Genomic DNA, 22,285 nt, shown 5'->3' on the forward strand with positions numbered 1-22,285 from the left:
CCGCGTCTGTGCTGGGGGGTGGTTTGGGGCCCCCCCCCCTCCCCCTCGCCCGCGCCGCCCCCCCCCCGCCACTACCGATTGCGAACGCTGCGCCGACGGTCGTGGGGAGCACCACTGGCGCGGTGCCGAACCGGCAACAAAAAACCCGCCTGTCGCCAGGCGGGTTTCAAGGCTTCAGCTCAGACCCGGAGGACTCAGGCGTCCAGGCGGACCAGCCAGCCATGACGGTCCGGCAGGCGGCCGTACTGGATGTCGGTCAGCTCCTTGCGCAGCGACATCGTCACTTCGCCGGCTGGGGCGTTGATGTCGCCCACCGAGAAGCCTTCGCCCTTGAGCTGGCCGATCGGGGTGACCACCGCAGCGGTGCCGCAGGCGAACGCTTCCACGATCTCGCCGGAGCTCACGCCGTCCTTCCACTCATCAAGGGTGACCTTGCGCTCTTCGACCTTCATGCCGCGGTCGCGCGCCAGCTGCAGGATGCTTTCGCGGGTGATGCCTTCCAGGATGCTGCCCGACAGCGACGGGGTCACCAGGGTGCCGTCCTTGTAGACCAGGAACACGTTCATGCCACCCAGTTCTTCCAGGTACTTGCCCTCGACCGGATCCAGGAACAGCACCTGCGAGCAGCCCTGTGCCTGCGCCTTCTGCTGCGGCAGCAGCGAGGCGGCGTAGTTGCCACCGCACTTGGCCGCGCCGGTGCCGCCCTTGCCCGCGCGTGCATAGTCGGTGGACAGCCAGATCGACACCGGGGCCACGCCCTTGGCGAAGTACGGGCCGGCCGGACTGGCGATCACGTAGTAGCCGGCCTTGTGCGCGCCGCGCACGCCGAGGAAGGCTTCATCGCCGATCATGAAGGGACGGAAATACAGGCTGGATTCGTCGGCCGACGGCACCCACGACGCGTCCACCGCAATCATCTGCTTGAGCGATTCAACGAAGATGTCCACCGGCAGTTCCGGCAGCGCCAGGCGCTGGGCCGAACGCTGCAGGCGGCGGCCGTTGGCCTCCGGACGGAAGGTCCAGATCGAGCCGTCGGCGTGGCGGTAAGCCTTGATGCCTTCGAAGATTTCCTGGCCGTAATGCAGCACCGCGGCGGCCGGGTCCAGCTGCAGCGGGCCGTACGGGCGCACCACGGCATCGTGCCAGCCGGTGTCCTTGTCCCAACGCACTTCCACCATGTGATCGGTGAAGTGCAGACCAAAACCGGGGGCGGCCAGGATGCGCTCACGCTCCTCGCTGCTGCGCGGCTGGGCGGAACGGGTGGTGTTGAAGCTCACGGAAGACTGGGACACCGGATATTTCCTGTTCTGGTTACGGGGAACGCCGTGACGCCGGCTGGCGATGGGCGGTTACAGCATGCCGGTTTCGAGCCGGGCGGCCTCGGACATCATGTGGCGGCCCCACGGCGGGTCGAACACCAGCTCGACGTCGGCCTCGGCCACCGTCGGGATCATTTCCAGCTTGCTGCGCACGTCATCGACGAGGATCTCGCCCATGCCGCAGCCGGGGGCGGTCAGGGTCATCTTGATCTCGACCTCGCGCTGGCCGTCGTCCAGGTGCTTGAGGTCCACTTCATAGACCAGGCCCAGATCGACGATGTTGAACGGGATTTCCGGATCGAAACAGGTGCGCAGCTGCTGCCACACCAGTTTTTCGACCTCCTCGTCGGAGGCATCGGCGGGCAGCTCCAGCGCCGGGGGCGCCTCCTTGCCGATGGCATCGCCATCCTTGCCGGCGATGCGGAACAGATTGCCTTCGACAAAGACGGTATAGCTGCCACCCAGGGCCTGGGTGATATAGCCATAGCTGCCAGCGGGCAGCGTGACCGTTTCGCCCTGCGGGACCATGACGGCCTCGCAGTCGCGTTCGAAGTGGACAGGTTCACTGCTACGGGAATACATGTGGATCGATATGGGGGTCGCGGCCAATTCCCGCAAGGCAACCATTTTAGCCCAGTGGCCGCCCACGCGCCGGTCACCGCGCAAGCCGGTATCCTGTGGGGACTTACAGGAAGATTGCATGTCGCCCACGTCCGTGCCTGTCCGGAGCCGCCACTGGCTCTGGCCCCCGCTGTTTCTGCTTGGTGTCGTCACGGCCGTGCTGGCCTGGTTGTTCATCGCCCTGCTCACCGGCCGCCAGGCCGGCTGGATGGCGGTTCTGGCGGCGTTGGAGATCGCCTTCATGCTGCGTCTGGGGACCCTGCGCGCCGGTACCGCCCGGGTGGTGCTGACCCTGCTGGCCACCGTGCTGGTGGCGCTGGCAGCCAACTGGGGGATCGCCTCGGCCTACCTCGGCGGCGCGATGGGGCTCACCCCGTGGGAATCAGCGTTGCGCATGGGGCCCTATCTGGCCTGGACCCTGAGCGGCCTGGCCAATGGCGCCGTGGAATGGCTGTGGCTGGGCGTGGCGCTGGTCGTGGGCTGGTGGGTGGCGAGGTAACGCCCCCTGCACCCCGCCGCCGCATGCCATCGGTAGTGCCGGCCGCTGGCCGGCTCCTCATGACGTCAGAACGGCAACGCGCTGGCATTCAGGCATCGCGTTGAGCCGGCCAGCGGCCGGCACTACCGCAGGTCCAGTGTCGCCGCAGGTCCGGTGTCGCCGTAGGTCCGGGGTCGCCGGTAGGTCACGACCGTTGGTCGTGACCCTTGCATCCGCGCCTCAATGCCCGCCGTCGAGCGCCTTCAGTTCGCTCACCAGCGCGCTCGCCGCACCGGCACCATCGCCGTACAGCATCCGGGCGTTGTCGGCATAGAACAGCGCATTTTCGATGCCGGCAAAGCCGGTGCCCTTGCCGCGCTTGATCACCACCACGTTGCGGGCGTTGACCACGTCCAGGATCGGCATCCCGTAGATCGGGCTGGCCGGGTCGGTGCGCGCCACCGGATTGACCACGTCGTTGGCGCCGATCACCAGCACCACGTCGGTGTTCGGGAATTCCGGGTTGATGTCGTCCATGTCGGCGATCAGGTCGTAGGGCACGCCCGCTTCGGCCAGCAGCACGTTCATGTGCCCCGGCATGCGCCCGGCCACCGGGTGGATCGCGAACTTCACCTTGATGCCGCGATCGATCAACCGCTGCGCCAACTCCCACACCTTGTGCTGCGCCTGGGCCACGGCCATGCCGTAGCCGGGCACGATCACCACGCGCTCGGCGAAGGCCAGCATCGCGGCCACGTCGCTGGCCTCGATCGGCTTCTGCGCGCCGCTGATTTCCTGCGCGACCCCGCCGCCGCCGAAGTTGGAGAACAGCACGCCGCTGATCGGCCGGTTCATCGCCTTGGCCATCAGGCGTGTGAGCAGGATGCCGGCCGCGCCGACCATCATGCCGGCGATGATCAAGGCCTCGTTGCCGAGCACGTAACCCTCGAAGGCCACCGCCAGGCCGGTGAACGCGTTGTACAGCGAGATCACCACCGGCATGTCGGCGCCCCCGATCGGCAGCGTCATCAGCACGCCGAGTGCGAGCGCGACCACGAAGAAGCTGATGATCGCCACCGGGCTCAGCGTCACCGCCGCCCAGATGCCCAGCACCACCATCGCCAGCGCGATCAGCAGGTTGAACGCCTGCTGCCCCGGGAAGGTGACGCGTCGGTCGAGCCGACCATCGAGTTTGGCCCAGGCGATGATCGAGCCGGACAGCGACACCGCGCCGATCGCCGAACCGATCACCGCCAGCGCCAGCACGGTGGCCGACGGCTGTCGCGCGGCGAGGTCGGCCAGCGCCTGCTCGCTCCAATGGGTGGTATCGCGGTTGGTCAGGAACGAGAAGCGCAGCAGTTCGACCGCACCGATCGCCGCCGCCGAGCCACCGCCCATGCCGTTGTAGAGCGCCACCATCTGCGGCATGTCGGTGATCGCCACGCGCTTGGCCGACCACCAGGCCACGCCGGTGCCGATCGCCACCGCCGCCAGGATCAGCGGGATGTTGTGCAGCTCGGGCAGGAAGAACGTCGCCACCGTGGCGATCAGCATGCCCAGGCCGGCCCAGCGGATACCGCTGCGCGCGGTCATCGGCGAGGCCATGCGCTGCAGGCCGAGCAGGAACAGGGTCGCGGCGACCAGATAGCTCACCTGGACCAGCCACTGCAGCAGTTGCGCGGTGGTCACGTTCAAGGCGCCTTCTCCCCGGCGTCGCGCTTGGCGCTGGGCTTGAACATGTCGAGCATGCGTTCGGTCACCACGTAGCCGCCGGCCGCGTTGCCCGCGCCGAGCACCACGGCAACGAAACCGATGATCTTTTCCAGTGGGGTCTGCGCGTGCCCCAGCACCACCATCGCGCCGATCAGCACGATGCCGTGGATGAAGTTGGAGCCGGACATCAAAGGGGTATGCAGGATCACCGGCACCCGCGAAATGATCACGTGGCCGGCAATGGCGGCCAGCATGAAGATATACAACGCCACGAACCCGTCGCTCATTGCAGTCACTCTCCCAGGCGGTCATCCCGTCCCCTGCATCATAACCATGCGCTGAACCAATCGGGCGGGCCGGTCAACCGCGGCCGCCCTGGGGCGTTCTCACGGTATCCCCCTGCCGGACCGCTACCCTGTGCTGGTGAGCTCTCCCCTACCGTCGACGGATGCCGACCTGCCCGCGCCTGCCGAGGTGGCGCTGCCGGTGTCGCTGGATGCCTTCCTGGCCGGCATCGGCCCGCGCGCGTTCCGCTTCGCCGAGGCCGGCCTGCGCCAGCGCGACGACGCGCTGGATGCGGTGCAGGACAGCATGTTGAAGATGCTCGGCTACCGCGACAAACCTGCCGCCGAGTGGGCACCGCTGTTCTGGAGCATCCTGCGCCGCCGCGTCGTGGATCTGCAGCGCCGCCGTGGCTTCCGCCTGAAGTTCTGGCGCAGCAGCGACGAGGCCGGCGGCGACCATGACATCGACTGGGCCGACCACGCGCCCGGCCCGGCCCAGGCCCATGAGCAGCGCGATCAGTACGCACAACTGGTGCAGGCGCTGCGGGAGTTGCCTGCGCGCCAGCGCGAGGCTTTCACCCTGCGCGTGCTGCAGGACCTGGACGGCGCCACCACGGCCAAGGCCATGGGCTGCAGCGAAGGCGCGGTCAAAACCCATCTTTCGCGCGCCCGCCAGGCGCTGCAGCAGTCTTTGGAGATCGCCCTGTGAACCGCCCCCTGCCCCCTTCGATGCATGACGATGCCGCCCTGCGGCAGCTGCACGCGCAGGCGCTGGATACGCTCTCGCCGGCCACGCTGGCGCGGTTGCGCAGCGCGCGTCATGGCGCCTCGCCCGCCAAGCGGCATGTGCCGTCCTGGTGGATGGCCACCGCCTGTTCGGCGGTGGTCGCGCTCGCGTTGGGCTACAGTTTCCTCCTCGGCGAATCGACCGCCCCGCCGGCACCGGTCGTGGCGAGCGCGGCCGATGACGGCAGCGACGTTCTCGACGAAAATCCCGATCTGTATGTGTGGCTGGGCAGTACTGACCTGGCAATGGAGTGATGATGAAACTGCGACTGTCCCTGGGGCTGGTATTGCTGACGCTGAGTGCGGCCGGCTGGGCCCAGACCGCCCCGCTGCCGGACTGGGACACACTCAGCCCGCAGCAGCGTGAGGCGTTGATCGCGCCGGTGCGCGACCGCTGGAACGACGCCCCGGCGCCCCAGCGCGAACGCATGCTGCAGCACGGCCAGCGCTGGCTGACCATGACCCCGGAGCAACGCGCGCAGGCGCAGCGGGGCCGCCACCGTTTCGAGAACATGACGCCGGAGCAACGCGAACAGGCGCGCGCACTGTTTGGTCAGATGCGTAGCATGAGCCCTGAGCAACGGCAGGCGCTGCGCGACCGCTGGGCGCGGATGACCCCGGATGAACGCAAGGCGTGGCTCAAGGCCAACCCCGCACCGCCGCCGCCGCCGAAGCGCTGAGCGCCTTAACAGGGACGGAGGGGATGATTAACTACCTCCGTCCCTGTTGTTTCAGGCGGCGACCCAGCGGGTTTTCGCGAGCAGTTCGTCGTCCCAGTCGAAGCTGACCGCGCCGTCTTTCAGGAACAGCGCAACGAAGTTGTAGACGTTGCGGGCGTACATCTCGCTGGCATGCACCGCGCCCTGGCTGGCCAGGTTGAGCGGGCCATCGATGACCACGCCGTCCAGATCCACTACTTCGCCCGGCTGGGTGGCTTCGCAGTTGCCGCCGGTTTCCGCGGCGAGATCGACGATCACGCTGCCAGGTTTCATGCCACGCGCCATCGCGGTGCTGACGATCTTCGGCGCAGGCCGCCCGGGAACGGCGGCAGTGCAGATCACCACGTCCACCGTGCGCAGATGCTCGCCAAGGCGACGCTGCTGTTCGGCACGTTCCTCATCGGTCAACGGCCGCGCATAGCCGCCTTCGCCGACCGCGCTCACGCCCAGATCCAGGAATTTGCCGCCCAGCGATTCGATCTGCTCGCGGGTTTCCGGGCGCACATCGAAGCCTTCCACCTGCGCGCCGAGACGGCGGGCGGTAGCAATCGCCTGCAGGCCGGCCACACCCGCACCGACCACCAGCACCTTGGACGGACGGATCGTGCCGGCGGCGGTGGTGAGCATCGGGAAGAAGCGCGGCGCACGCTGGGCCGCGATCAACGTGGCTTTGTAACCGGCCATGCCGGCCTGCGAACTGAGCACGTCCATCGATTGCGCCCGCGTGGTGCGCGGCAAGCGCTCCAGCGGAAACGCCTGCAGGCCGCGCGACTGGATCAGGCCCGCCCGCTCGGCGTCGGCCTGCGGGTGCAGCATGCCGATCAGGCTGGCACCGGCTTTCAGCCGGGCAAGGCGGTCATTGGACGGGGGCTGCACGCACAGCACGAGGTCGGCCTGGGCCAGGCGGGTGTCATCGGCGGGCTGCGCGCCCACGTCCTGATACACCGCATCGGGGAAGCCCGCCGCCACCCCGGCACCGGGCTCGAATGCGACGCTCGCCCCCAGCGCGATCAACTTGCGCGCCGTTTCCGGCGTCATCGCCACGCGCCGTTCCCCCGGCGCATGTTCCTTTACCACCAACACCTCGACAGCCATGCCTGTCCCCGACGATCAGCGGATTGTGGGCTGATCGTAACCTGATCGTCAGGCCAGGGTGGCCCCCGGGGTCAATGCACGGTGGCGTTCTTGGTATCCAGGCGATCGATCACGCCCTGCATGGCACTGTCGAAGGCCCCATCGTCGATATGCGCGCGCAGGCGACCCAGGCGCACCATCACCGCCAGTTCTTCCGGCGAGGCCACGCAGAACCGCACGCCGCGCCGGTTGACGAACAGCAGGCGCTGGGAAATCGGGCTCACCCAGGACAGCTTGCCCGCCTGGACCTTGCCGTCCTTGTCGACGAAATCCAGCCAGCTGCCGATCTCCAGCCTGCGGAAGCGATCGGCGTCGGCATTGTCGAAATCGCTGACATCCACCTTGCTGCCCAGCTCCACCGCCGCCGATTCCTGCGCCGGCGGCGAAGGCAACGCCACCTGCGGCAGCTCGGGCAGCGCGCGTTCCAGCTCGGGGCGCGATTCGGCGATGCCCTGCAGGGTGTCGTGCAGCGCATCGATGGCACTGGTCGCCGCGTCGGCATGCACACCCACGCTGGCGAATACCTTGCGCAGCGCGGGGTGCCAGGCCTGCAGCCACGGCTTGCCGACGATATGCCGGCGCGCCTCGGCCACTTCATCCAGGATCCCATCGGCCAGGCTCAGTGCCTCGCCGACCGAGGCGCCGTCTTCGCCTTCGCGCAGCACGGTCAGGGTCAGGTGGTGCTGCCACGGCTGGCGCAGGAATGCACCGATCGCCTGCGGCAAGGTGGTGTCGCCAATCCGCCGGTCCAGTTCGGTGCTGGCCCGCTGGCGCGCCATTTCGAGCTTTTCCTGGCCGCGCTGGGTCTCGGCGGCACGGCGCTCGGCGATCTCGATCCGGCGCCGGTGCTGGGTCAGGAACTCGCGGAATTCTTCTTCCAGGGTCAGGAAGATGGCCAGGTTCTCGTTGAACTCGGCCACCAGGCGCTCGATGATCTCCTCGACCTTGCCCATCAGCACGCGCTCGGCCTGGCTCTCGCCGGTGTTGCCTTCGCAGGCCTCGGCCAGCGAATTGAGCAGCTTGCGCGCCGGGTGGGTCTTCTGCACGAACATGCGGCGGTCGAGCATGGCGACCTTGACGAAGGGCACCACCAGCCGGCCGATCAGCTCGCGCGAGCGGCCCTCCAGGTCGCGCTCATCGAGCATCACGTCGAACAGCATGCCGACCAGATCGATCGCATCCTCGTCCTGCGGGTCCAGCCGCGCCTGCGCGGGATCGACCCCGAGCCGGGTCGCGCCGGACAGCACTTCGCTCTTCAGGCGCTGCGCCAGCGACTCACCGTCTTCACCGATCGCCGCGCGCAGGGTCGCGCTGGGCGTGGCCTGCAGCAGTGACAGCACCGACATCATTTCGCGCTGGCTCAGCGGCCGCTGCTGGCCGACCGCGACGCTGGCCGCCGAGGTGGCGTCCTCGCGCACATGGCGGGTCTGCTGCAGCAGTTCATGCAGGGCATCGAGCAGCATGCCCTGGTTGCCCCCAGGGCTGTCACCGCCCTCGCCATGTCCCTCGTGCGCGGCATGCCCGCCACCCTGGAGGCGGCCACGGCTCTCGGCCCAGCGGTCGGCGAAGCGGCGGGCCCAGGCCGGTGCCTGGCCCTCTTCGCCCGCCGATCCCATGCTGCTCTCGGGCTCAAAACCCTCGAACGCATCGCGGTCCTCGCGCGGTGGCGATGGCGCGCGCGGGGCAGGCCGGCGCGCGGCCATCTGCGGCATCACGCCCGCTGCGGCCAGTTGTTCATCCAGATACTCGTAACGCTTGCCGATCGGCTGCTGCAGATCGCGCTCGCACAACTTGATGAGCACCAGCCGCACTTCCGGGGCCAGTTCACAATCGGCGAAGGCCTCGTGGATCGCCACACCGAGGTGCTCGGGGCTGATCGGATTGGTATCGGCCTGCAGTTCCAGCCCCCCGGCGATCATGCCCAGGCGGCGGTCCAGACGTGACAGTACCGGCTTGAAGTCACGCAGCAGCACGGTGGCGAAATTGCGCACCGCCAACCGGGACTCCAGCACGTGTTCGGGCACCAGGCTCAGGCCATCCTCGATCTGGCCGGCCAGGGTGGCTTCGGCCGACAGCGGCTCGCCCCGCTCCAGCGCCTCCCAGGCCTGGGCCAGGTGGGCGCGGAAGCCGGCCACGATGTCGTCCCGGCGGCGGCGCAGCTCGCGCATACCATCCAGGAACAGCAACTGCGACGCGCCGGCGGTACCGGCACGGTCGAACAGCACGTCGTCGAAGCGCGCCAGCACCGTCGAGAACGACTCGACCAGCCCCGGCAGCACGGCCTCACGGGCCATCGTCAACAACGCCGGGTCACGGCCCGGGTGCCCCCCTACATTGGGCGTGGCAATCATGCGAAAAGGCTCCCCACCCTCGCAGGCACTGAGTACAACATGGAAACAACGATCGCCGGCGCACCCCATGCGCCCACGTTCGGATGGTAGGCCGGCCGACCGGTCAGAGACAGTGAAACAGTCGACACTTTAAACCTCGTTACCGGTGGCCCGGCAGGCTTTGTATCGTAAGCGCAGCAGGCCCCGGAAGCGAGTACAGCCACGTGAAGGAAGTCCGCTGATTAGGTGATGTTCATCACGTTTTGTCGCAAATTGCACCGAGATCGCCCAAGGCCGTGTCACAAACGGTCGCGACTATAATCGGGGCACCGTGAAGCCAGATCGAGAGCCCATGTCCGTCCCCCCCGCGCTGCATGCCCTGGACGCCCGCCGTTCGGTCCCCGCCAAGCAACTCGGCGAGCCCGGCCCCGACCCGGCGACCCTGATGCGGATGCTGAGCTCGGCCGTGCGCGTGCCCGACCACGGCAAGCTGGTGCCCTACCGTTTCCTGCGGATCACCGGCGATGCGCGTCACAGTCTGGGTGCGTTCCTGGCCGAGCGCGCCGTCCAGCGCGACCCCCAGGTGTCGCCGGCCCAGCTGGACAAGGACCGCCAGCGTTTCTCCCATGCCCCGCTGATCATCACCGTCATCGCCAGCCCGCGCCCGAACCCCAAGGTGCCCGAGGCCGAACAGCTGATGACCGCCGGCTGCGTCTGCTTCGCCCTGCTGCAGGCCGCGCAGGCGCTCGGCTTCGGCGCGCAGTGGCTGACCGCCTGGATGGCCTTCGACCCGTCCGTGCACGCCCACCTGGGCCTGGCCGAGGGCGAGCAGATCGCCGGCTTCATCCATATCGGCACGCCGAAGACCGCGGTTCCCGAACGCGAGCGCCCGGATCCGGCCGCGCTGCTGCAGGACTGGGAGGGCTGAGATGTCCGCCCTTGCCGCCGGCCCCGTCATGGCGCCCCCGCCGCTGCGTGCGCCGCTGTACCTGGTCGACGCCAGTCTGTACGTGTTCCGCGCGTGGCATTCGATGCCCGATGAGTTCCAGGATCAGCAGGGCTGGCCGACCAATGCCGTGCACGGCTTCGCGCGCTTCCTGCTCGACCTGCTCGAGCGCGAACGCCCCGCCAACATCGCCATCGCCTTCGATGAAGCCCTGGACAGCTGCTTCCGGCACCGGATCTACGCGGCCTACAAGGCCAACCGCGACCCCGCGCCGGACGCGCTGCGCCGCCAGTTCGCCCACTGCAAGGCGCTGTGCACCGCGCTCGGCCTGGCGGTGCTGGCCCACCACGAGTACGAGGCCGATGACCTGATCGGCAGCGCCCTGCACGCGCGCCGCGATGCCGGCATGCGCGGGGTGATCATCTCCGCCGACAAGGACCTCTCGCAGCTGCTGTTCGAGCATGACGAACAGTGGGATTACGCGCGCAATCAGCGCTGGGGCATGGCCGGTGTCAAAGCCCGCCACGGCGTACATGCGCACCAGATCGCCGATTACCTGGCCCTGTGCGGTGATGCGGTCGACAACATCCCCGGCGTGACCGGCGTGGGCGCCAAATCCGCTGCGGTGCTGCTGGCCCATTTCGGCAGCCTGGACGTGCTGTACGAGCGTCTGGATGAAGTGCCCTTCCTGCGCCTGCGCGGCGCGGCGCAGATGGCCGTGCGGCTGCGCGAACAGCGCGAGCATGCGCTGCTGTGGCGCCAGCTGACCACCATCGCGCTGGATGCGCCGCTGGACGGTGCCGCCGTCGATTTCAGCCGGGGCGTGGCCGATGCACAGATGCTGCAGGGCCTGTGCGATGCACTGCGGTTCGGGCCGTTGACCCGGCGCCGCCTGTTCACCGCCGCCGGCCTGTCCGATTCCTCTTCCATTGCCAGCGAGTTCGCATGAGCCCCACTACGCAAGCCCCCAAGGTCGTTTTTGAAGGCAAGTACCAGCGCATGGTCGTGCGCGGCACGTGGGAGTACAGCGAGCGCACCCACGCCGGCGGTCTGGCCGCGATCATCATCGCCGTCACCCCGGACGACACGGTGCTGTTCGTCGAACAGTTCCGCGTCCCGCTGCAGGCCAGGACCATCGAGATGCCGGCCGGTCTGGTTGGCGACATCGATGCCGGCGAGTCGATCGAGGTCTCGGCCGTGCGCGAGCTGGAGGAAGAAACCGGCTGGACCGCCGACCACGCCGAGGTGCTGATGATCGGCCCGACCTCCTCTGGGGCCAGCAGCGAAAAGATCGCCTTCGTTCGTGCCACCGGCCTGCGCAAGGTCGGTGAGGGCGGTGGCGATGCCAGCGAGGACATCACCGTGCACGAGATTCCGCGCGCCCGCGCCGCCGCCTGGCTGGTCGAGAAAATGGGCCAGGGTTACGAGCTGGACGCCAAGCTGTGGGCTGGCCTGTGGATGATCGAACACCACCTGGACGGCACCCCGCGTGGCTGATGCGTTTGCCCCTCCGCACACGGGTGCGTCACTGCTCGGGCCGTCCGACCCGGCACCGTTCACCGTGCATCAGGCGCAGGGTCGCTCGTCGTACCTGCTGATCGCCGACCACGCCGGCCAGCGGGTGCCGGCGGCCCTGGCCGACCTTGGCCTGCAGCAGGCCGAGCGGGACCGTCACATCGGTTGGGACATCGGCATCGCCGGCGTCACCGTGGAACTGGCGCGCCTACTCGATGCGTGGGCGATCACGCAGACGTACTCGCGGCTGGTGATCGACTGCAACCGGCCGCTGGCTTCGCCCACGCTGATGCCGGCGGTCAGCGATCTCACCGTGGTTCCCGGCAACCAGCGCCTGTCCGTGCTGCAGCGCCAGCAGCGCATCGACGCGATCCATGCGCCCTACCATGCACGCATCGATGCCGAGCTGGACACGCGCCAGGCGCAGGCCCGGCCGACGTTGCTGGTGATGATGCACAGCTTCACCCCGGTGATGAACGACGCTGTGCGGCCTTGGCATGCCGGCGTGCTTTACCACCGGGACACGCGTTTTGCGCTTGCGCTGCTGCAGGCGCTGCGCGAGGAAGGCGACCTGGTGGTGGGCGACAACCAGCCCTACGCGGTCAGCAGCACCAGCGACTATGCCGTGCCGGTGCATGGCGAAGGCCGCGGGCTGGTGCACGTGGAGCTGGAGATCCGCCAGGACCTGATTGCCGATGCCGCCGGGCAGTCGGCGTGGGCGCAGCGCTTGGCCCGCATCTTTACTGCACTGCAGCCGCAGCTGGACGCCTTGCCGCCTGTGTAGGGCGTACTGTCGACCGGTACCGGTAGTGCCGGCCGCTGGCCGGCAACCGCAGGTCACGCCAAGGTCGGCGTATCCATCCACGGAAACGCGCGGTATCCCCGTATTTCCAGCGCGATGCCGGCGGCCTGGAACGGCGCGGCAATGGCAGCGGCGCGCATGCGTTCCAGGTCACGCCCGAGGTCCATCGGCAAGGCGCGGCACCATGCCAGCGCCTGGCCCACCGGAACATCCAGCACCGCTGCAACGATGCGGGCAGCGTCCTTCACCATCGATGCCGGGCACTGCACCAGCGCCAGATCGAACGTGGCGAAGACCCCCGGTCCGACGCCGCGCACACGCGCGGCCTGCTGGTCTTCCACGGATGCCTGGTCCAGGGCTTCATCGATGCCCGCCACCTGCGCGAACGCGTCGTACTCGCTGTAGTACGCCAGCGCCTGCGCGTAGTCATCCAGTGTGGACAGTGGACGCTGGCGCTTCTGCACCTCCAGCACATCGGCGAAGGTGGCGGCCTCCAGATACGTGCTCAGCGCATGCTGGGCGGCGAATGCTTCCACGCGGGCGTCGTCATGCTCAGCGTCATGGTCGGACAACCAGAACACGGCATCACGTTCGTCGCCGTCGGTGGCATAGACCCAGCCATACCGGTCCCACACCTCCCGATCGTTGCTGCATCCCGCGATCGCCTCAAGCGTCTGGCCCAGACTGAGCAGATTGGTCATCGCCTTATCCTTCACTCGCGCACACCGGTGCCGGCGTCGCCGCATCGTGCTGCGGCCGCAGCCACAGCGCCACGCCCACACCCAGCAGCGCGAACAACGCCGCACCGTACTGCGCATGGATCATGCCCTGCAGCGCCGCCTCACTGCTGGCGCCGGTGCTGCCACGACCCGCATTGGCCAACATCACCAGCAACGCCAGGCCCAGCGCGCCGCCAATCTGCTGCGCCGTGGCAGCCATGCCCGAGGCCACGCCCTGCTGCGCGGCCGGCACGCCCTGCCCGGCCACGATCCACATCGCCGTCCAGGTGATGCCCTGGCCGAGGCTGAGCACCACGATGCCCGGCAGCAGCGCCCAATAGGTCGCGCCATACGGCAGCGCGACGGCGACCGCGGCGATGCCGATCGCGCCGGCCAGCATGCCCACCGTCAGCACCTGGCGCGGCGAACGCTGCGCGAGCATGCGCTCGGCGATGCGGATGCCAAACGTGCACACCAGGGTCGGTGGCAGGAACGCCAGGCCCGCCTGCAGCGCGCTCCAGCCGTAGCCATCCTGGTAGTACAGCGCCAGGAAGTAGTACTGCACGCCGTAGCTGCTCATGAACAGCATCGTCAGCAGCATCGCCGCACGCAGACTGCGCAGGCGCAGCAGCGCGAACTGCATCAGCGGGTCGCGGCTGCGGCGTTCGATCTGCACGAAGGCGGCCAGCGTGGCTGCCGACACGACCAGGCAGATCAGCGTGCGTGGTGCCAGCCAGCCCCACTCCGGACCCTGCACCAGGGTGGTCACCAGCAGGCTGCCGCCGAGGGTCACGGTGAGGCAGCCGGCCAGATCGAACGAGCGGCCCGCCAGCGGCGCGGGATCGCGCGGCAGCCACCAACCGCCGAGCAGCGCGCAGCCGCCGGCGAACGGCACGATCACCAGCAGGACCGAGGCCCAGCCGAAGCTCTGGGTCAGCACGCCACCGAGCAGCGTGCCCAAGGCCAGGCCGCCGGCGCTGGCCATCGACCAGATCGCCAGCGCGCGGTTGCGCGGCGCACCTTCGGCGTAGATCGTGTTGATCAGCGCCAGCGTGGCCGGGAACAGCAACGCCGCGCCGATGCCCTGCACCGCGCGGGCCGCGATCAGCAACCACGCACTGTTGCTGAACCCGCCGACCAGCGAGGCCAGCGCGAACAGCGCCATGCCCAGCCGATAGACCCGGCGGCGACCCAGCAGGTCGGCCGCACGGCCGCCAAGCAGCAGGCACCCGCCGAACGCCACCGTGTAGCCGCTGACGATCCACTGCAGCTGCTGGGCATTGATGCGCAGCTGCGCGCCCATCTCGTGCAGGGCGACGAAGATGATCGTGGAGTCCAGCGCGATGATCAGCTGGGCGGTGGCCAGCAAGGCCAGGGCCAGGCGCGGAAATGCGGGCGCCGGCGCGCCAGCGGGGGACAGGGGGGAGGTCATGCCGACTCGGTACTGCGTAAGAAGGTGGGCAGTCTCATTGATGACGCTGCGGAAATAAACCCGGATACTTCGATATCTGTCATGCATATCCGCATGAATCGGAGAAATCCATGGACCTCAACGCCGTGCGCATGCTGGTGCAGGTGGCCGACGCACGCAGCTTCACCGTCGCCGCCGGGCAGCTGGGCATCAGCCAGTCCGGGCTGTCGCGGGCGATCAGCCGGCTGGAGAGCGCGCTGGGGGTGCGACTGCTCCACCGCAACACCCGCAACGTCAGCCTGACCCCGGATGGCCGCCAGTTCGTCGAGCACTGCGCGCCGCTGCTGAGTGGGCTGGAGGATGCTGAGCGCCGGCTGGGCGATCGCCCCTCCACGCCCTCGGGCGTGTTGAAACTGACGGCGCCCTCGATGTTCGGGCGCAAGGTACTGGTGCCGCTGGCCGGGCAGTTGATGGCGGCGCACCCGCAGCTGCAGTTCGAGCTGGTGCTCAACGACCGGCTGGTCGACCTGGTCGAAGAAGGCTTCGATGCCGCACTGCGCACCGGGCCGATCAGCGACGTGCGCATGGTGGCGCGGCCCCTGCGGCCGTTGCACTGGGTTACGGTCGCCTCCCCCGCCTACATCGTGCAGCACGGGGAACCGGCCACGGTCGATGCGCTGCACGATCACGCCTGCCTGGCGGTGCGCAATCTGCGCAGCGGGCGGCTGGTGGATTGGCAGTTCCGCGAGGCCGAGGGCCAGCTGCGCGAGTTCACCCCGCCGGCGCGGATGGTGTTCGACAGCGGCGATCCGCTGGTGGAAGGCGCGCTGGCCGGGATCGGCATCGTGCAGGTAATGGATTTCGCGGTGGCCGATGCGTTGGCCGACGGGCGGCTGCAGCGGGTGCTGCAGCCCTTCGAGGGCCGCAGCCGGGTGCTGTCGCTGGTCTATCCACCCTCACGGCAGGCCTCGCCGAAGCTGCAGGTGCTGGCGGAGGCGTTGTTGGGCGGTGATTGGTAACCCGCCGCATCACGACCAACGGTCGTGATCCACCGCGCGACGTCAGGGGGGGAGCCGGTAGGTGCCGACCGTTGGTCGGCACGCCTCCATCAACCCGCGAACCGATCCGTCGCGCGCACCAGCGCGTCGACGTTCTCGGCTTCGAAGGCGGAGTGGCCCGAGGCCGGGCTGATCTCCAGCGTCGAGTTCGGCCACGCCTTGTGCAGCTCCCACGCGCTCTGCAGCGGGCAGACCACGTCGTAGCGGCCGTGCACGATCACGCCCGGGATATCGGCGATGCGGTGCGCGTCGCGCAGCAGCTGTTCTTCCACCTCGAAGAAGCCGCCGTTGACGAAGTAGTGGTTCTCGATGCGGGCGAAGGCCAGCGCGAACTGCGGGTCCTGGTGGCTGTTCACGAAGTCGTCGTCCACGTGCAGGAAGCTGGTCGCCCCTTCCCACACGCTCCACGCCTTGGCCGCGGCCAGGCGGGTGGCTTCATCGTCGCTGGTCAGGCGGCGGTGGAAGGCGGAGATCAGGTCGTGGCGCTCCACGGCCGGGATCGGCTTGAGGTAGTGTTCCCACGCATCCGGGAACATGCGGTTGGCGCCTTCCTGGTAGAACCACTCCAGCTCCCAGCGGCGCAGCATGAAGATGCCGCGCAGCACCAGCTCGGTCACGCGCTGCGGGTGGGTCTGCGCGTAGGCCAGCGCCAGCGTCGAGCCCCAGCTGCCGCCGAACACCTGCCAGCGCTCCACCTTGAGGTGCTCGCGCAGTTTCTCGATATCGGCGACCAGGTCCCAGGTAGTGTTGTCGACCAGGTCCGCGTGCGGCGTGGAGCGGCCGGCACCGCGCTGGTCGAACAGGATGATCCGGTACTTGGCCGGGTCGTGGAACTGGCGCATTTTGTCGCTGCAGCCGCCGCCCGGGCCACCGTGCAGCATCACCACCGGCTTGCCGTCGGGATTGCCGCACTGCTCGAAGTACAGCGTGTGGCGGTCATCGACCTTCAGGGTGCCGACGTCGTAAGGGGTGATGGCGGGATACAGCGTACGCATGACAGGAACTCCATGTGGAATGACAGTCGCCGCATCACGCTGCGCGGCGGCCCGGTGGACAGGTCATTCTAGCCCCGGGGTCGCATCAGGGCCGGCACGCACTCAGGCGGGCAGGCAGCCCAGGCTCACCCGGTCACGCTGTTCCAGATCGTGCTCGGTGGCGACCGACTGGAAACCGGCGTCCCGCAGCAGCGCGCGGATCGCCTCGCCCTGGTCCCAGCCGTGTTCGATCAGCAGCCAGCCGCCGGGAAGCAGGTGCGCTGTCGCACCGTCGATGATCTGGCGGATGTCGTCCAGCCCATCAAGGCCGGAGGCCAGCGCGGTGGCCGGTTCAAAGCGCAGGTCGCCCTGGGCCAGGTGCGGGTCGTCGCTGGCGATGTACGGTGGATTGGTCGCGATCAGATCGAAGCGCTCACCCGTCAGCGGGGCGTACCACGCGCCCTGCCGGAAGCTGACGTTGCCCAGTGCGTGGCGCTGCGCGTTGCGTGCCGCGACCGCCAGGGCCGCCTCACTGAGGTCGGTCGCGACCACCTGGGCCTGCGGGCGTTCGCTGGCCAGCGCCAGCGCGATCGCGCCACTGCCGGTGCCAAGGTCCGCGACCCGCAAGGCGGTAGCTTCGGGCAACCGTGTCAGCGCCAGCTCGACCAGCAGCTCGGTCTCCGGGCGCGGGATCAGGGTGGCGGGGCTGACCTCCAGATCCAGGGTCCAGAAGCCGCGGCGGCCCAGCAGGTACGCCACCGGCTCACCGGCCAGGCGTTTGGCCAGCAGCGCCTCGAACGCCGCCACCTGCGCCGGCTCGACCGGATCGGTGGCATGCGCGAACAGCCAGCTGCGCTCGCGTTCCAGCACCTGCAGCAACAGCAGTTCCGCTTCGTGCCGGCCTTCCACGCCGGGCAGGCGGGTGGCGGCATCGGCGAGCAGCTGGCGGACATATGGCGGGGTGGCGGTCATGGCGGGACGGAGCAGCATCGGGGCGCGCAGTGTAGTGCACCGGCCCCTGCGCCCCGGGTGCGCGCGACGGTCGTCCGCGACCGGCAGCATGATTGAATCAAGGCATGGCAAATCACATATGCATGCGTATGCACTATCGATTTCCGGCTGCTATCGGGCCGTATCGACACCGCGTTGCCTGCGATCGTTCAGCTTTCCCTCGCGACGGATATGCAAAAGCTATTGCACTGATCACGCATCCCGGCGCGCTGGTCATTGCGCTGCAACGGTTTTGACGGATCTGGCCCTCACCCTTCATCGCAGGATCAGACCACTTTGATAGTCTATGACTATCGTATAGATGCAATCAATGGATTGTCCTTATGGGAATGGAGCCGCTAACCTGTGTTGGTCGCTTCACCCACCCCCTTCACAAAGAGGAACAACGATGTCGCTCATCAACACCCAGATCCAGCCGTTCGAAGCCAACGCCTACCAGAACGGCGAGTTCATCAAGGTCTCCGACAGCACCCTGAAGGGTCACTGGTCCGTGCTGATCTTCATGCCGGCCGCGTTCACCTTCAACTGCCCGACCGAGATTGAAGACGCCGCCGATCATTACGCCGAGTTCCAGAAGGCTGGCGCCGAGGTCTACATCGTCACCACCGACACGCACTTCTCGCACAAGGTGTGGCACGAAACCTCGCCGGCCGTCGGCAAGGCCCAGTTCCCGCTGGTCGGCGATCCGACCCACCAGCTGACCAACGCCTTCGGCGTGCACATTCCGGAAGAAGGCCTGGCCCTGCGCGGCACCTTCATCATCAACCCGGAAGGCGTGATCAAGACCCTGGAGATCCACTCCAACGAGATCGCCCGTGACGTCTCCGAGACCCTGCGCAAGCTGAAGGCTGCCCAGTTCACCGCCGCCAACCCGAACCAGGTGTGCCCGGCGAAGTGGAAGGAAGGCGAAAAGACCCTGACCCCGTCGCTGGACCTGGTCGGCAAGATCTAAGCCGCTCCTCACCCCCATCCCCGCCCGCCGGGGATGGGGGTGAACCCAAGCCGGTGCCCCACGCGCCGGTTTCGGTTCACCCCCATGTCGCGCAGATGCACCCGCGGGGTGCGTCGACGCTGCCCCCTTGCCTGATTCAAGGAGTTTTTCGATGTTGGATGCCAACCTCCAGTCCCAGCTGAAGACCTATCTGGAACGTGTCACCCGCCCGATCCAGATCACGGCGCACGTGGATGACGGCGCCAAGTCGCAGGAAATGCTCGAGCTGCTGAACACGCTGACCACGCTCTCCACGCAGATCCGCCTGGACGTGCGTCGCGACAGCAGCGAGCGCACGCCCTCGTTCGCGCTGACCACGCCGGGCCAGGACATCCACCTGGCCTTCGCCGGCCTGCCGATGGGCCATGAGTTCACCTCGCTGGTGCTGGCCCTGCTGCAGGTCGGTGGTCACCCGTCCAAGGCCACCGCCGAGCTGATCGAGCAGGTGCGCAATCTCGAGGGCGAGTACCGCTTCGAAACCTATTTCTCGCTGTCCTGCCAGAACTGCCCGGACGTGGTCCAGGCACTGAACCTGGCGGCGGTGCTGAACCCGCGCATCCAGCACGTCGCGATCGACGGCGGCCTGTTCCCGGCCGAGGTCGAAGCGCGCCAGATCATGTCCGTGCCGACCGTGTACCTCAACGGCGAGGTGTTCGACCAGGGTCGGATGTCGCTGGAGCAGATCGTGGCCAAGCTCGACACCGGCAGCAGCAAGCGCGATGCCGAGAAGCTCAGCGCCAAGGCGGCCTTCGATGTGCTGGTCGTGGGCGGTGGCCCGGCCGGCGCGGCCGCGGCGATCTATGCCGCACGCAAGGGCATCCGCACCGGTGTGGCGGCCGAACGCTTCGGTGGCCAGGTGCTGGACACCATGGCGATCGAGAACTTCATCTCCGTCAAGGAGACCGAAGGTCCGAAGCTGGCCGCCGCGCTGGAACAGCATGTGCGTGAGTACGAGGTGGACATCATGAACCTGCAGCGCGCCACCGCGCTGGTCCCCGCCGGCGATGACGGTCTGGTCGAGATCAAACTGGAGAACGGCGCGTCGCTGAAGTCGCGTTCGGTGATCCTGTCCACCGGTGCGCGCTGGCGCCAGATGAACGTGCCCGGCGAAGATCAGTACCGAAACAAGGGCGTGGCGTACTGCCCGCATTGCGATGGTCCGTTGTTCAAGGGCAAGCGCGTGGCGGTGATCGGCGGTGGCAACTCCGGCGTGGAAGCGGCGATCGATCTGGCGGGTCTTGTGACGCATGTGACCCTTCTGGAATTTGATGACAAACTGCGGGCCGATGAAGTACTGCAGAAGAAGCTGCGCAGCCTGGGCAACGTCACCATCATCACCAGCGCCCTGACCCAGGAAGTGCTGGGCGATGGCCAGAAAGTGACGGGCCTGGTCTACCAGGACCGCGTCGGTGGCGATTCGCACCGGGTGGAACTGGAAGGCATCTTCGTGCAGATCGGTCTTCTGCCGAATACCGAATGGTTGAAGGACACGGTGGCGCTGTCACCGCGTGGCGAGATCCTGATCGATGACCGCGGCCAGACCAGCGTGCCGGGTGTCTTCGCCGCAGGCGATTGCACAACCGTTCCGTACAAGCAGATCGTCATCGCGATGGGCGCCGGTTCCACTGCGGCACTGAGCGCCTTTGATCACCTGATCCGTACCTCCGTTCCCAAGAGCAGCGGCGCTGTCGCCGAAGCTGCCTGAAACGTTTCGGTTCCCGGTTCGCCGGGAACCTTGTCTGTCTGCTGGGTAGCCACGCCATCACCCGGTCCATTGCCGTGAGAGGTCCAAGGAAATGAACCTACGTGATTTGAAGTATCTGGTGGCGCTGGCCGACCACCGCCATTTCGGCAAGGCGGCCGCCGCCTGCTTCGTCAGCCAACCCACCCTGTCCACCCAGATCCGCAAGCTCGAGGACGAGCTGGGTCTGCCGCTGGTGGAACGCGCACCGCGCAAGGTCATGCTGACCCCGGCCGGGGTGGAAGCGGCCGCGCGTGCCCGCACCATCGTGGCCGAGGTGGAGCAGATGAAGGAAGCCGCGCGGCGCAGCCGCGATCCGGAAGCCGGCACGGTGCGGTTGGGCATTTTCCCCACGCTGGGCCCGTACCTGCTGCCGCATGTGATCCCCAACATCCGCGAACGCTTCCCGCAGCTGGAGCTGCTGCTGGTGGAGGAAAAGAGCGACGAGCTGCTGGCGCGCCTGCGCGAAGGCAAACTGGATGCGGCGTTGCTGGCGCTGCCGCTGGACGATGACCAGCTGCACGCGGAGTTCCTGTTCGAGGAGCCCTTCCTGCTGGCAGTCTCCGGGCAGCATCCGCTGGCGCGCCGCCAGCATCTGGATGTGCAGGAGCTGTCCTCGCAGAAGCTGCTGCTGCTCGAAGACGGGCATTGCCTGCGTGACCAGGCGTTGGCGGTCTGCCGGTTGTTCGGCGCCAACGAAAAGTCGGAGTTCCGCGCGACCAGCCTGGAAACGCTGCGGCAGATGGTGGCCGCCGATGTGGGCATCACCCTGCTGCCAACCCTCTCGGTCAAACCACCGGTGCCGCGTTCGGAGAACATCCGCCTGCTGGATTTCAGCGGCGATGACCGTCCCAGCCGCCGCATCGCGATGGCCTGGCGCCGCAGTTCGGCGATGACCGGCTTCCTGGAGCAGCTGGCCCAGCAGTTCAAACGACTGCCCCAGGGCCTGTTTGCGCTGGAGACCACCGATGTCCCGGACAACGGTGAGACACGCAGCGCCCGCGCAGGCTGAGCCGGACTGAACCGTCCGGCGGGGCCGATCCCCCGGACGGGTCGCATCCGTCTACGATTGTCAGCACAATAGGACGAGGCGGTGCCAGCAGGCGCCGCCTTTTTGCATGGGTCTTCCACAAACGCAAGGAGCTACACCATGTCCACTTCCAGCGGACTGCCCCCTTCGATCATCGTTTCAAGTCACGACATGGACCGCCTGGACGCCATGCTCGAGTCTCCCGCCGTCAGCCAGACCCCCGCCGGGATCGCCCTGGCTGAAGAACTCAACCGGGCGACCGTTGTGGCGCCGGACCAGGTTCCCGAGGGCACCGTCATGATGCATTCGCGCGTGGAGTGCGAAGATGAGCTGCAGAACGAGAAGCACGTTCTGACGCTGGTCTATCCGCGTGAAGCCGATGTTGAACAGGGCAAGGTATCCATCCTGGCACCGGTGGGCACCGCCCTGCTTGGCCTGTCGATCGGCCAGACCATGGATTGGGTGGCACCGGGCGGGCGCAAGCTGCGCCTGCGGGTGACCGCCGTCCATCACCAGACCCACGCCTGATCCTGCCTGCTGCGATCCGCGCAGGTTCCACCGTTTCGTCCCAGGAGTTGCAATGAGCACCGTTTCGCTGTCCAAACTCTCCCAGCTGCGTGATCTGTCCGTGGTGGTTGCCGATACCGGCGACTATGAGGCGATCAAGCGCTTGAAGCCGGTCGACTGCACGACCAACCCCACC

At 67.8% G+C, this 22,285-nt stretch carries 23 protein-coding genes and 1 pseudogene; 14 read left to right on the forward strand and 10 right to left on the reverse strand.

Annotation, left to right across the window (positions count from 1 at the left end; genetic code table 11):
- Nucleotides 1–194 precede the first annotated feature (194 nt).
- Nucleotides 195–1,292, reverse strand: a complete 1,098-nt coding sequence (locus ABE483_RS18130) for a branched-chain amino acid aminotransferase (protein WP_313212204.1) — start codon at nucleotides 1,290–1,292, stop codon at nucleotides 195–197.
- Between the two features lie 57 nt (nucleotides 1,293–1,349).
- Nucleotides 1,350–1,901 (reverse strand): putative Fe-S cluster assembly protein SufT, encoded by a 552-nt coding sequence (sufT, locus tag ABE483_RS18135; RefSeq protein ID WP_313212203.1) that lies wholly within the window; start codon nucleotides 1,899–1,901, stop codon nucleotides 1,350–1,352.
- 118 nt (nucleotides 1,902–2,019) lie between these two features.
- Here sufT and ABE483_RS18140 point away from each other — a divergent pair, with 118 nt between their 5' ends.
- Nucleotides 2,020–2,439 (forward strand): hypothetical protein, encoded by a 420-nt coding sequence (locus ABE483_RS18140; RefSeq protein WP_121044590.1) that lies wholly within the window; start codon nucleotides 2,020–2,022, stop codon nucleotides 2,437–2,439.
- 219 nt (nucleotides 2,440–2,658) lie between these two features.
- Here the strand turns inward: ABE483_RS18140 and ABE483_RS18145 are convergent, their stop codons facing one another.
- Together ABE483_RS18145 and ABE483_RS18150 are read right to left on the reverse strand one after the other, a co-directional pair.
- Nucleotides 2,659–4,113, reverse strand: coding sequence for an NAD(P)(+) transhydrogenase (Re/Si-specific) subunit beta (locus tag ABE483_RS18145; protein ID WP_346482142.1), 1,455 nt, complete (start codon nucleotides 4,111–4,113; stop codon nucleotides 2,659–2,661).
- On the reverse strand, nucleotides 4,110–4,418 hold the full coding sequence (locus ABE483_RS18150; protein WP_136003750.1) for an NAD(P) transhydrogenase subunit alpha: 309 nt from the start codon (nucleotides 4,416–4,418) through the stop codon (nucleotides 4,110–4,112). The genes ABE483_RS18145 and ABE483_RS18150 overlap by 4 nt, the downstream gene beginning before the upstream one ends.
- Nucleotides 4,419–4,548: 130 nt before the next feature.
- On the opposite strand from ABE483_RS18150, the gene ABE483_RS18155 reads away from it, so the two are divergent.
- From ABE483_RS18155 to ABE483_RS18165, 3 genes are read left to right on the forward strand one after another with little or no spacing between them, the layout of a single operon-like run.
- A complete protein-coding gene (locus tag ABE483_RS18155; protein ID WP_313217300.1) occupies nucleotides 4,549–5,124 on the forward strand; it encodes an RNA polymerase sigma factor in 576 nt (191 codons plus the stop codon).
- Nucleotides 5,125–5,144: 20 nt separating this feature from the next.
- Nucleotides 5,145–5,456, forward strand: coding sequence for a hypothetical protein (locus ABE483_RS18160; protein WP_313219141.1), 312 nt, complete (start codon nucleotides 5,145–5,147; stop codon nucleotides 5,454–5,456).
- Nucleotides 5,456–5,881: a DUF3106 domain-containing protein gene (locus ABE483_RS18165; protein ID WP_313217299.1), complete on the forward strand. Its 426-nt coding sequence runs from the start codon at nucleotides 5,456–5,458 to the stop codon at nucleotides 5,879–5,881. The genes ABE483_RS18160 and ABE483_RS18165 overlap by 1 nt, the downstream gene beginning before the upstream one ends.
- Before the next feature lie 51 nt (nucleotides 5,882–5,932).
- Here ABE483_RS18165 and ABE483_RS18170 read toward each other — a convergent pair whose 3' ends face one another.
- Both ABE483_RS18170 and ABE483_RS18175 read right to left on the reverse strand, forming a co-directional pair.
- The gene (locus ABE483_RS18170) at nucleotides 5,933–7,015 is read right to left on the reverse strand and encodes an NAD(P) transhydrogenase subunit alpha (protein WP_313212197.1); all 1,083 of its coding nucleotides are present in this window, start codon (nucleotides 7,013–7,015) and stop codon (nucleotides 5,933–5,935) included.
- Nucleotides 7,016–7,086: 71 nt separating this feature from the next.
- On the reverse strand, nucleotides 7,087–9,405 hold the full coding sequence (locus tag ABE483_RS18175; RefSeq protein WP_346482143.1) for a DUF1631 domain-containing protein: 2,319 nt from the start codon (nucleotides 9,403–9,405) through the stop codon (nucleotides 7,087–7,089).
- Between the two features lie 331 nt (nucleotides 9,406–9,736).
- On the opposite strand from ABE483_RS18175, the gene ABE483_RS18180 reads away from it, so the two are divergent.
- From ABE483_RS18180 to ABE483_RS18195, 4 genes are read left to right on the forward strand one after another with little or no spacing between them, the layout of a single operon-like run.
- Nucleotides 9,737–10,312 carry a nitroreductase gene (locus ABE483_RS18180; RefSeq protein ID WP_313212195.1) on the forward strand — a complete coding sequence of 192 codons (576 nt, stop codon included), beginning with the start codon at nucleotides 9,737–9,739 and terminating at the stop codon, nucleotides 10,310–10,312.
- Between the two features lies 1 nt (nucleotide 10,313).
- The gene (locus ABE483_RS18185; RefSeq protein WP_313212194.1) at nucleotides 10,314–11,279 is read left to right on the forward strand and encodes a 5'-3' exonuclease H3TH domain-containing protein; all 966 of its coding nucleotides are present in this window, start codon (nucleotides 10,314–10,316) and stop codon (nucleotides 11,277–11,279) included.
- The gene (locus ABE483_RS18190; protein WP_313212192.1) at nucleotides 11,276–11,827 is read left to right on the forward strand and encodes an NUDIX hydrolase; all 552 of its coding nucleotides are present in this window, start codon (nucleotides 11,276–11,278) and stop codon (nucleotides 11,825–11,827) included. The genes ABE483_RS18185 and ABE483_RS18190 overlap by 4 nt, the downstream gene beginning before the upstream one ends.
- On the forward strand, nucleotides 11,820–12,629 hold the full coding sequence (locus ABE483_RS18195) for an N-formylglutamate amidohydrolase (protein WP_346482144.1): 810 nt from the start codon (nucleotides 11,820–11,822) through the stop codon (nucleotides 12,627–12,629). The genes ABE483_RS18190 and ABE483_RS18195 overlap by 8 nt, the downstream gene beginning before the upstream one ends.
- Nucleotides 12,630–12,682: 53 nt before the next feature.
- On the opposite strand, the gene ABE483_RS18200 is transcribed toward ABE483_RS18195, so the two are convergent.
- Together ABE483_RS18200 and ABE483_RS18205 are read right to left on the reverse strand one after the other, a co-directional pair.
- On the reverse strand, nucleotides 12,683–13,348 hold the full coding sequence (locus ABE483_RS18200) for a hypothetical protein (RefSeq protein ID WP_313212190.1): 666 nt from the start codon (nucleotides 13,346–13,348) through the stop codon (nucleotides 12,683–12,685).
- A 4-nt stretch (nucleotides 13,349–13,352) separates the two neighbouring features.
- A complete protein-coding gene (locus ABE483_RS18205; protein ID WP_346482145.1) occupies nucleotides 13,353–14,798 on the reverse strand; it encodes an MFS transporter in 1,446 nt (481 codons plus the stop codon).
- A 110-nt stretch (nucleotides 14,799–14,908) separates the two neighbouring features.
- Here ABE483_RS18205 and ABE483_RS18210 point away from each other — a divergent pair, with 110 nt between their 5' ends.
- The gene (locus ABE483_RS18210; RefSeq protein ID WP_313212187.1) at nucleotides 14,909–15,796 is read left to right on the forward strand and encodes a LysR family transcriptional regulator; all 888 of its coding nucleotides are present in this window, start codon (nucleotides 14,909–14,911) and stop codon (nucleotides 15,794–15,796) included.
- A gap of 89 nt (nucleotides 15,797–15,885) precedes the next feature.
- Here ABE483_RS18210 and pip read toward each other — a convergent pair whose 3' ends face one another.
- Together pip and prmC are read right to left on the reverse strand one after the other, a co-directional pair.
- Complete coding sequence (pip, locus tag ABE483_RS18215; protein ID WP_346482146.1) at nucleotides 15,886–16,830, reverse strand: prolyl aminopeptidase; 945 nt, start codon at nucleotides 16,828–16,830, stop codon at nucleotides 15,886–15,888.
- A gap of 102 nt (nucleotides 16,831–16,932) precedes the next feature.
- Complete coding sequence (gene prmC, locus ABE483_RS18220) at nucleotides 16,933–17,781, reverse strand: peptide chain release factor N(5)-glutamine methyltransferase (protein WP_346482147.1); 849 nt, start codon at nucleotides 17,779–17,781, stop codon at nucleotides 16,933–16,935.
- Between the two features lie 427 nt (nucleotides 17,782–18,208).
- On the opposite strand from prmC, the gene ahpC reads away from it, so the two are divergent.
- From ahpC to ABE483_RS18245, 5 genes and pseudogenes are all read left to right on the forward strand, one after another.
- Nucleotides 18,209–18,772, forward strand: a complete 564-nt coding sequence (ahpC, locus tag ABE483_RS18225; protein WP_121044636.1) for an alkyl hydroperoxide reductase subunit C — start codon at nucleotides 18,209–18,211, stop codon at nucleotides 18,770–18,772.
- A gap of 151 nt (nucleotides 18,773–18,923) precedes the next feature.
- A complete protein-coding gene (gene ahpF / locus ABE483_RS18230; protein ID WP_313212185.1) occupies nucleotides 18,924–20,516 on the forward strand; it encodes an alkyl hydroperoxide reductase subunit F in 1,593 nt (530 codons plus the stop codon).
- Between the two features lie 91 nt (nucleotides 20,517–20,607).
- Entirely contained in the window at nucleotides 20,608–21,564 is a 957-nt protein-coding gene (oxyR, locus tag ABE483_RS18235) for a DNA-binding transcriptional regulator OxyR (RefSeq protein WP_313212184.1), read from the forward strand.
- Nucleotides 21,565–21,702: 138 nt separating this feature from the next.
- Nucleotides 21,703–22,110: a nucleoside diphosphate kinase regulator gene (gene rnk / locus ABE483_RS18240; RefSeq protein ID WP_313212183.1), complete on the forward strand. Its 408-nt coding sequence runs from the start codon at nucleotides 21,703–21,705 to the stop codon at nucleotides 22,108–22,110.
- Nucleotides 22,111–22,162: 52 nt separating this feature from the next.
- Nucleotides 22,163–22,285: pseudogene (locus tag ABE483_RS18245) on the forward strand (transaldolase); the annotation flags it as partial.

The sequence above is a fragment of the Stenotrophomonas sp. TWI602 genome, from assembly GCF_039674045.1.
Taxonomy (GTDB): Bacteria; Pseudomonadota; Gammaproteobacteria; order Xanthomonadales; family Xanthomonadaceae; genus Stenotrophomonas.

Coding starts and splice junctions, on each gene's coding strand:
- sufT (WP_313212203.1), bottom strand. CDS start 1,901: ATGTATTCCCGTAGCAGTGAACCTGTCCACTTCGAACGCGACTGCGAG.
- ABE483_RS18140 (WP_121044590.1), top strand. CDS start 2,020: ATGTCGCCCACGTCCGTGCCTGTCCGGAGCCGCCACTGGCTCTGGCCC.
- ABE483_RS18150 (WP_136003750.1), bottom strand. CDS start 4,418: ATGAGCGACGGGTTCGTGGCGTTGTATATCTTCATGCTGGCCGCCATT.
- ABE483_RS18160 (WP_313219141.1), top strand. CDS start 5,145: ATGCATGACGATGCCGCCCTGCGGCAGCTGCACGCGCAGGCGCTGGAT.
- ABE483_RS18165 (WP_313217299.1), top strand. CDS start 5,456: ATGATGAAACTGCGACTGTCCCTGGGGCTGGTATTGCTGACGCTGAGT.
- ABE483_RS18170 (WP_313212197.1), bottom strand. CDS start 7,015: ATGGCTGTCGAGGTGTTGGTGGTAAAGGAACATGCGCCGGGGGAACGG.
- ABE483_RS18175 (WP_346482143.1), bottom strand. CDS start 9,405: ATGATTGCCACGCCCAATGTAGGGGGGCACCCGGGCCGTGACCCGGCG.
- ABE483_RS18180 (WP_313212195.1), top strand. CDS start 9,737: ATGTCCGTCCCCCCCGCGCTGCATGCCCTGGACGCCCGCCGTTCGGTC.
- ABE483_RS18185 (WP_313212194.1), top strand. CDS start 10,314: ATGTCCGCCCTTGCCGCCGGCCCCGTCATGGCGCCCCCGCCGCTGCGT.
- ABE483_RS18190 (WP_313212192.1), top strand. CDS start 11,276: ATGAGCCCCACTACGCAAGCCCCCAAGGTCGTTTTTGAAGGCAAGTAC.
- ABE483_RS18200 (WP_313212190.1), bottom strand. CDS start 13,348: ATGACCAATCTGCTCAGTCTGGGCCAGACGCTTGAGGCGATCGCGGGA.
- ABE483_RS18205 (WP_346482145.1), bottom strand. CDS start 14,798: ATGACCTCCCCCCTGTCCCCCGCTGGCGCGCCGGCGCCCGCATTTCCG.
- ABE483_RS18210 (WP_313212187.1), top strand. CDS start 14,909: ATGGACCTCAACGCCGTGCGCATGCTGGTGCAGGTGGCCGACGCACGC.
- pip (WP_346482146.1), bottom strand. CDS start 16,830: ATGCGTACGCTGTATCCCGCCATCACCCCTTACGACGTCGGCACCCTG.
- prmC (WP_346482147.1), bottom strand. CDS start 17,781: ATGACCGCCACCCCGCCATATGTCCGCCAGCTGCTCGCCGATGCCGCC.
- ahpC (WP_121044636.1), top strand. CDS start 18,209: ATGTCGCTCATCAACACCCAGATCCAGCCGTTCGAAGCCAACGCCTAC.
- ahpF (WP_313212185.1), top strand. CDS start 18,924: ATGTTGGATGCCAACCTCCAGTCCCAGCTGAAGACCTATCTGGAACGT.
- oxyR (WP_313212184.1), top strand. CDS start 20,608: ATGAACCTACGTGATTTGAAGTATCTGGTGGCGCTGGCCGACCACCGC.
- rnk (WP_313212183.1), top strand. CDS start 21,703: ATGTCCACTTCCAGCGGACTGCCCCCTTCGATCATCGTTTCAAGTCAC.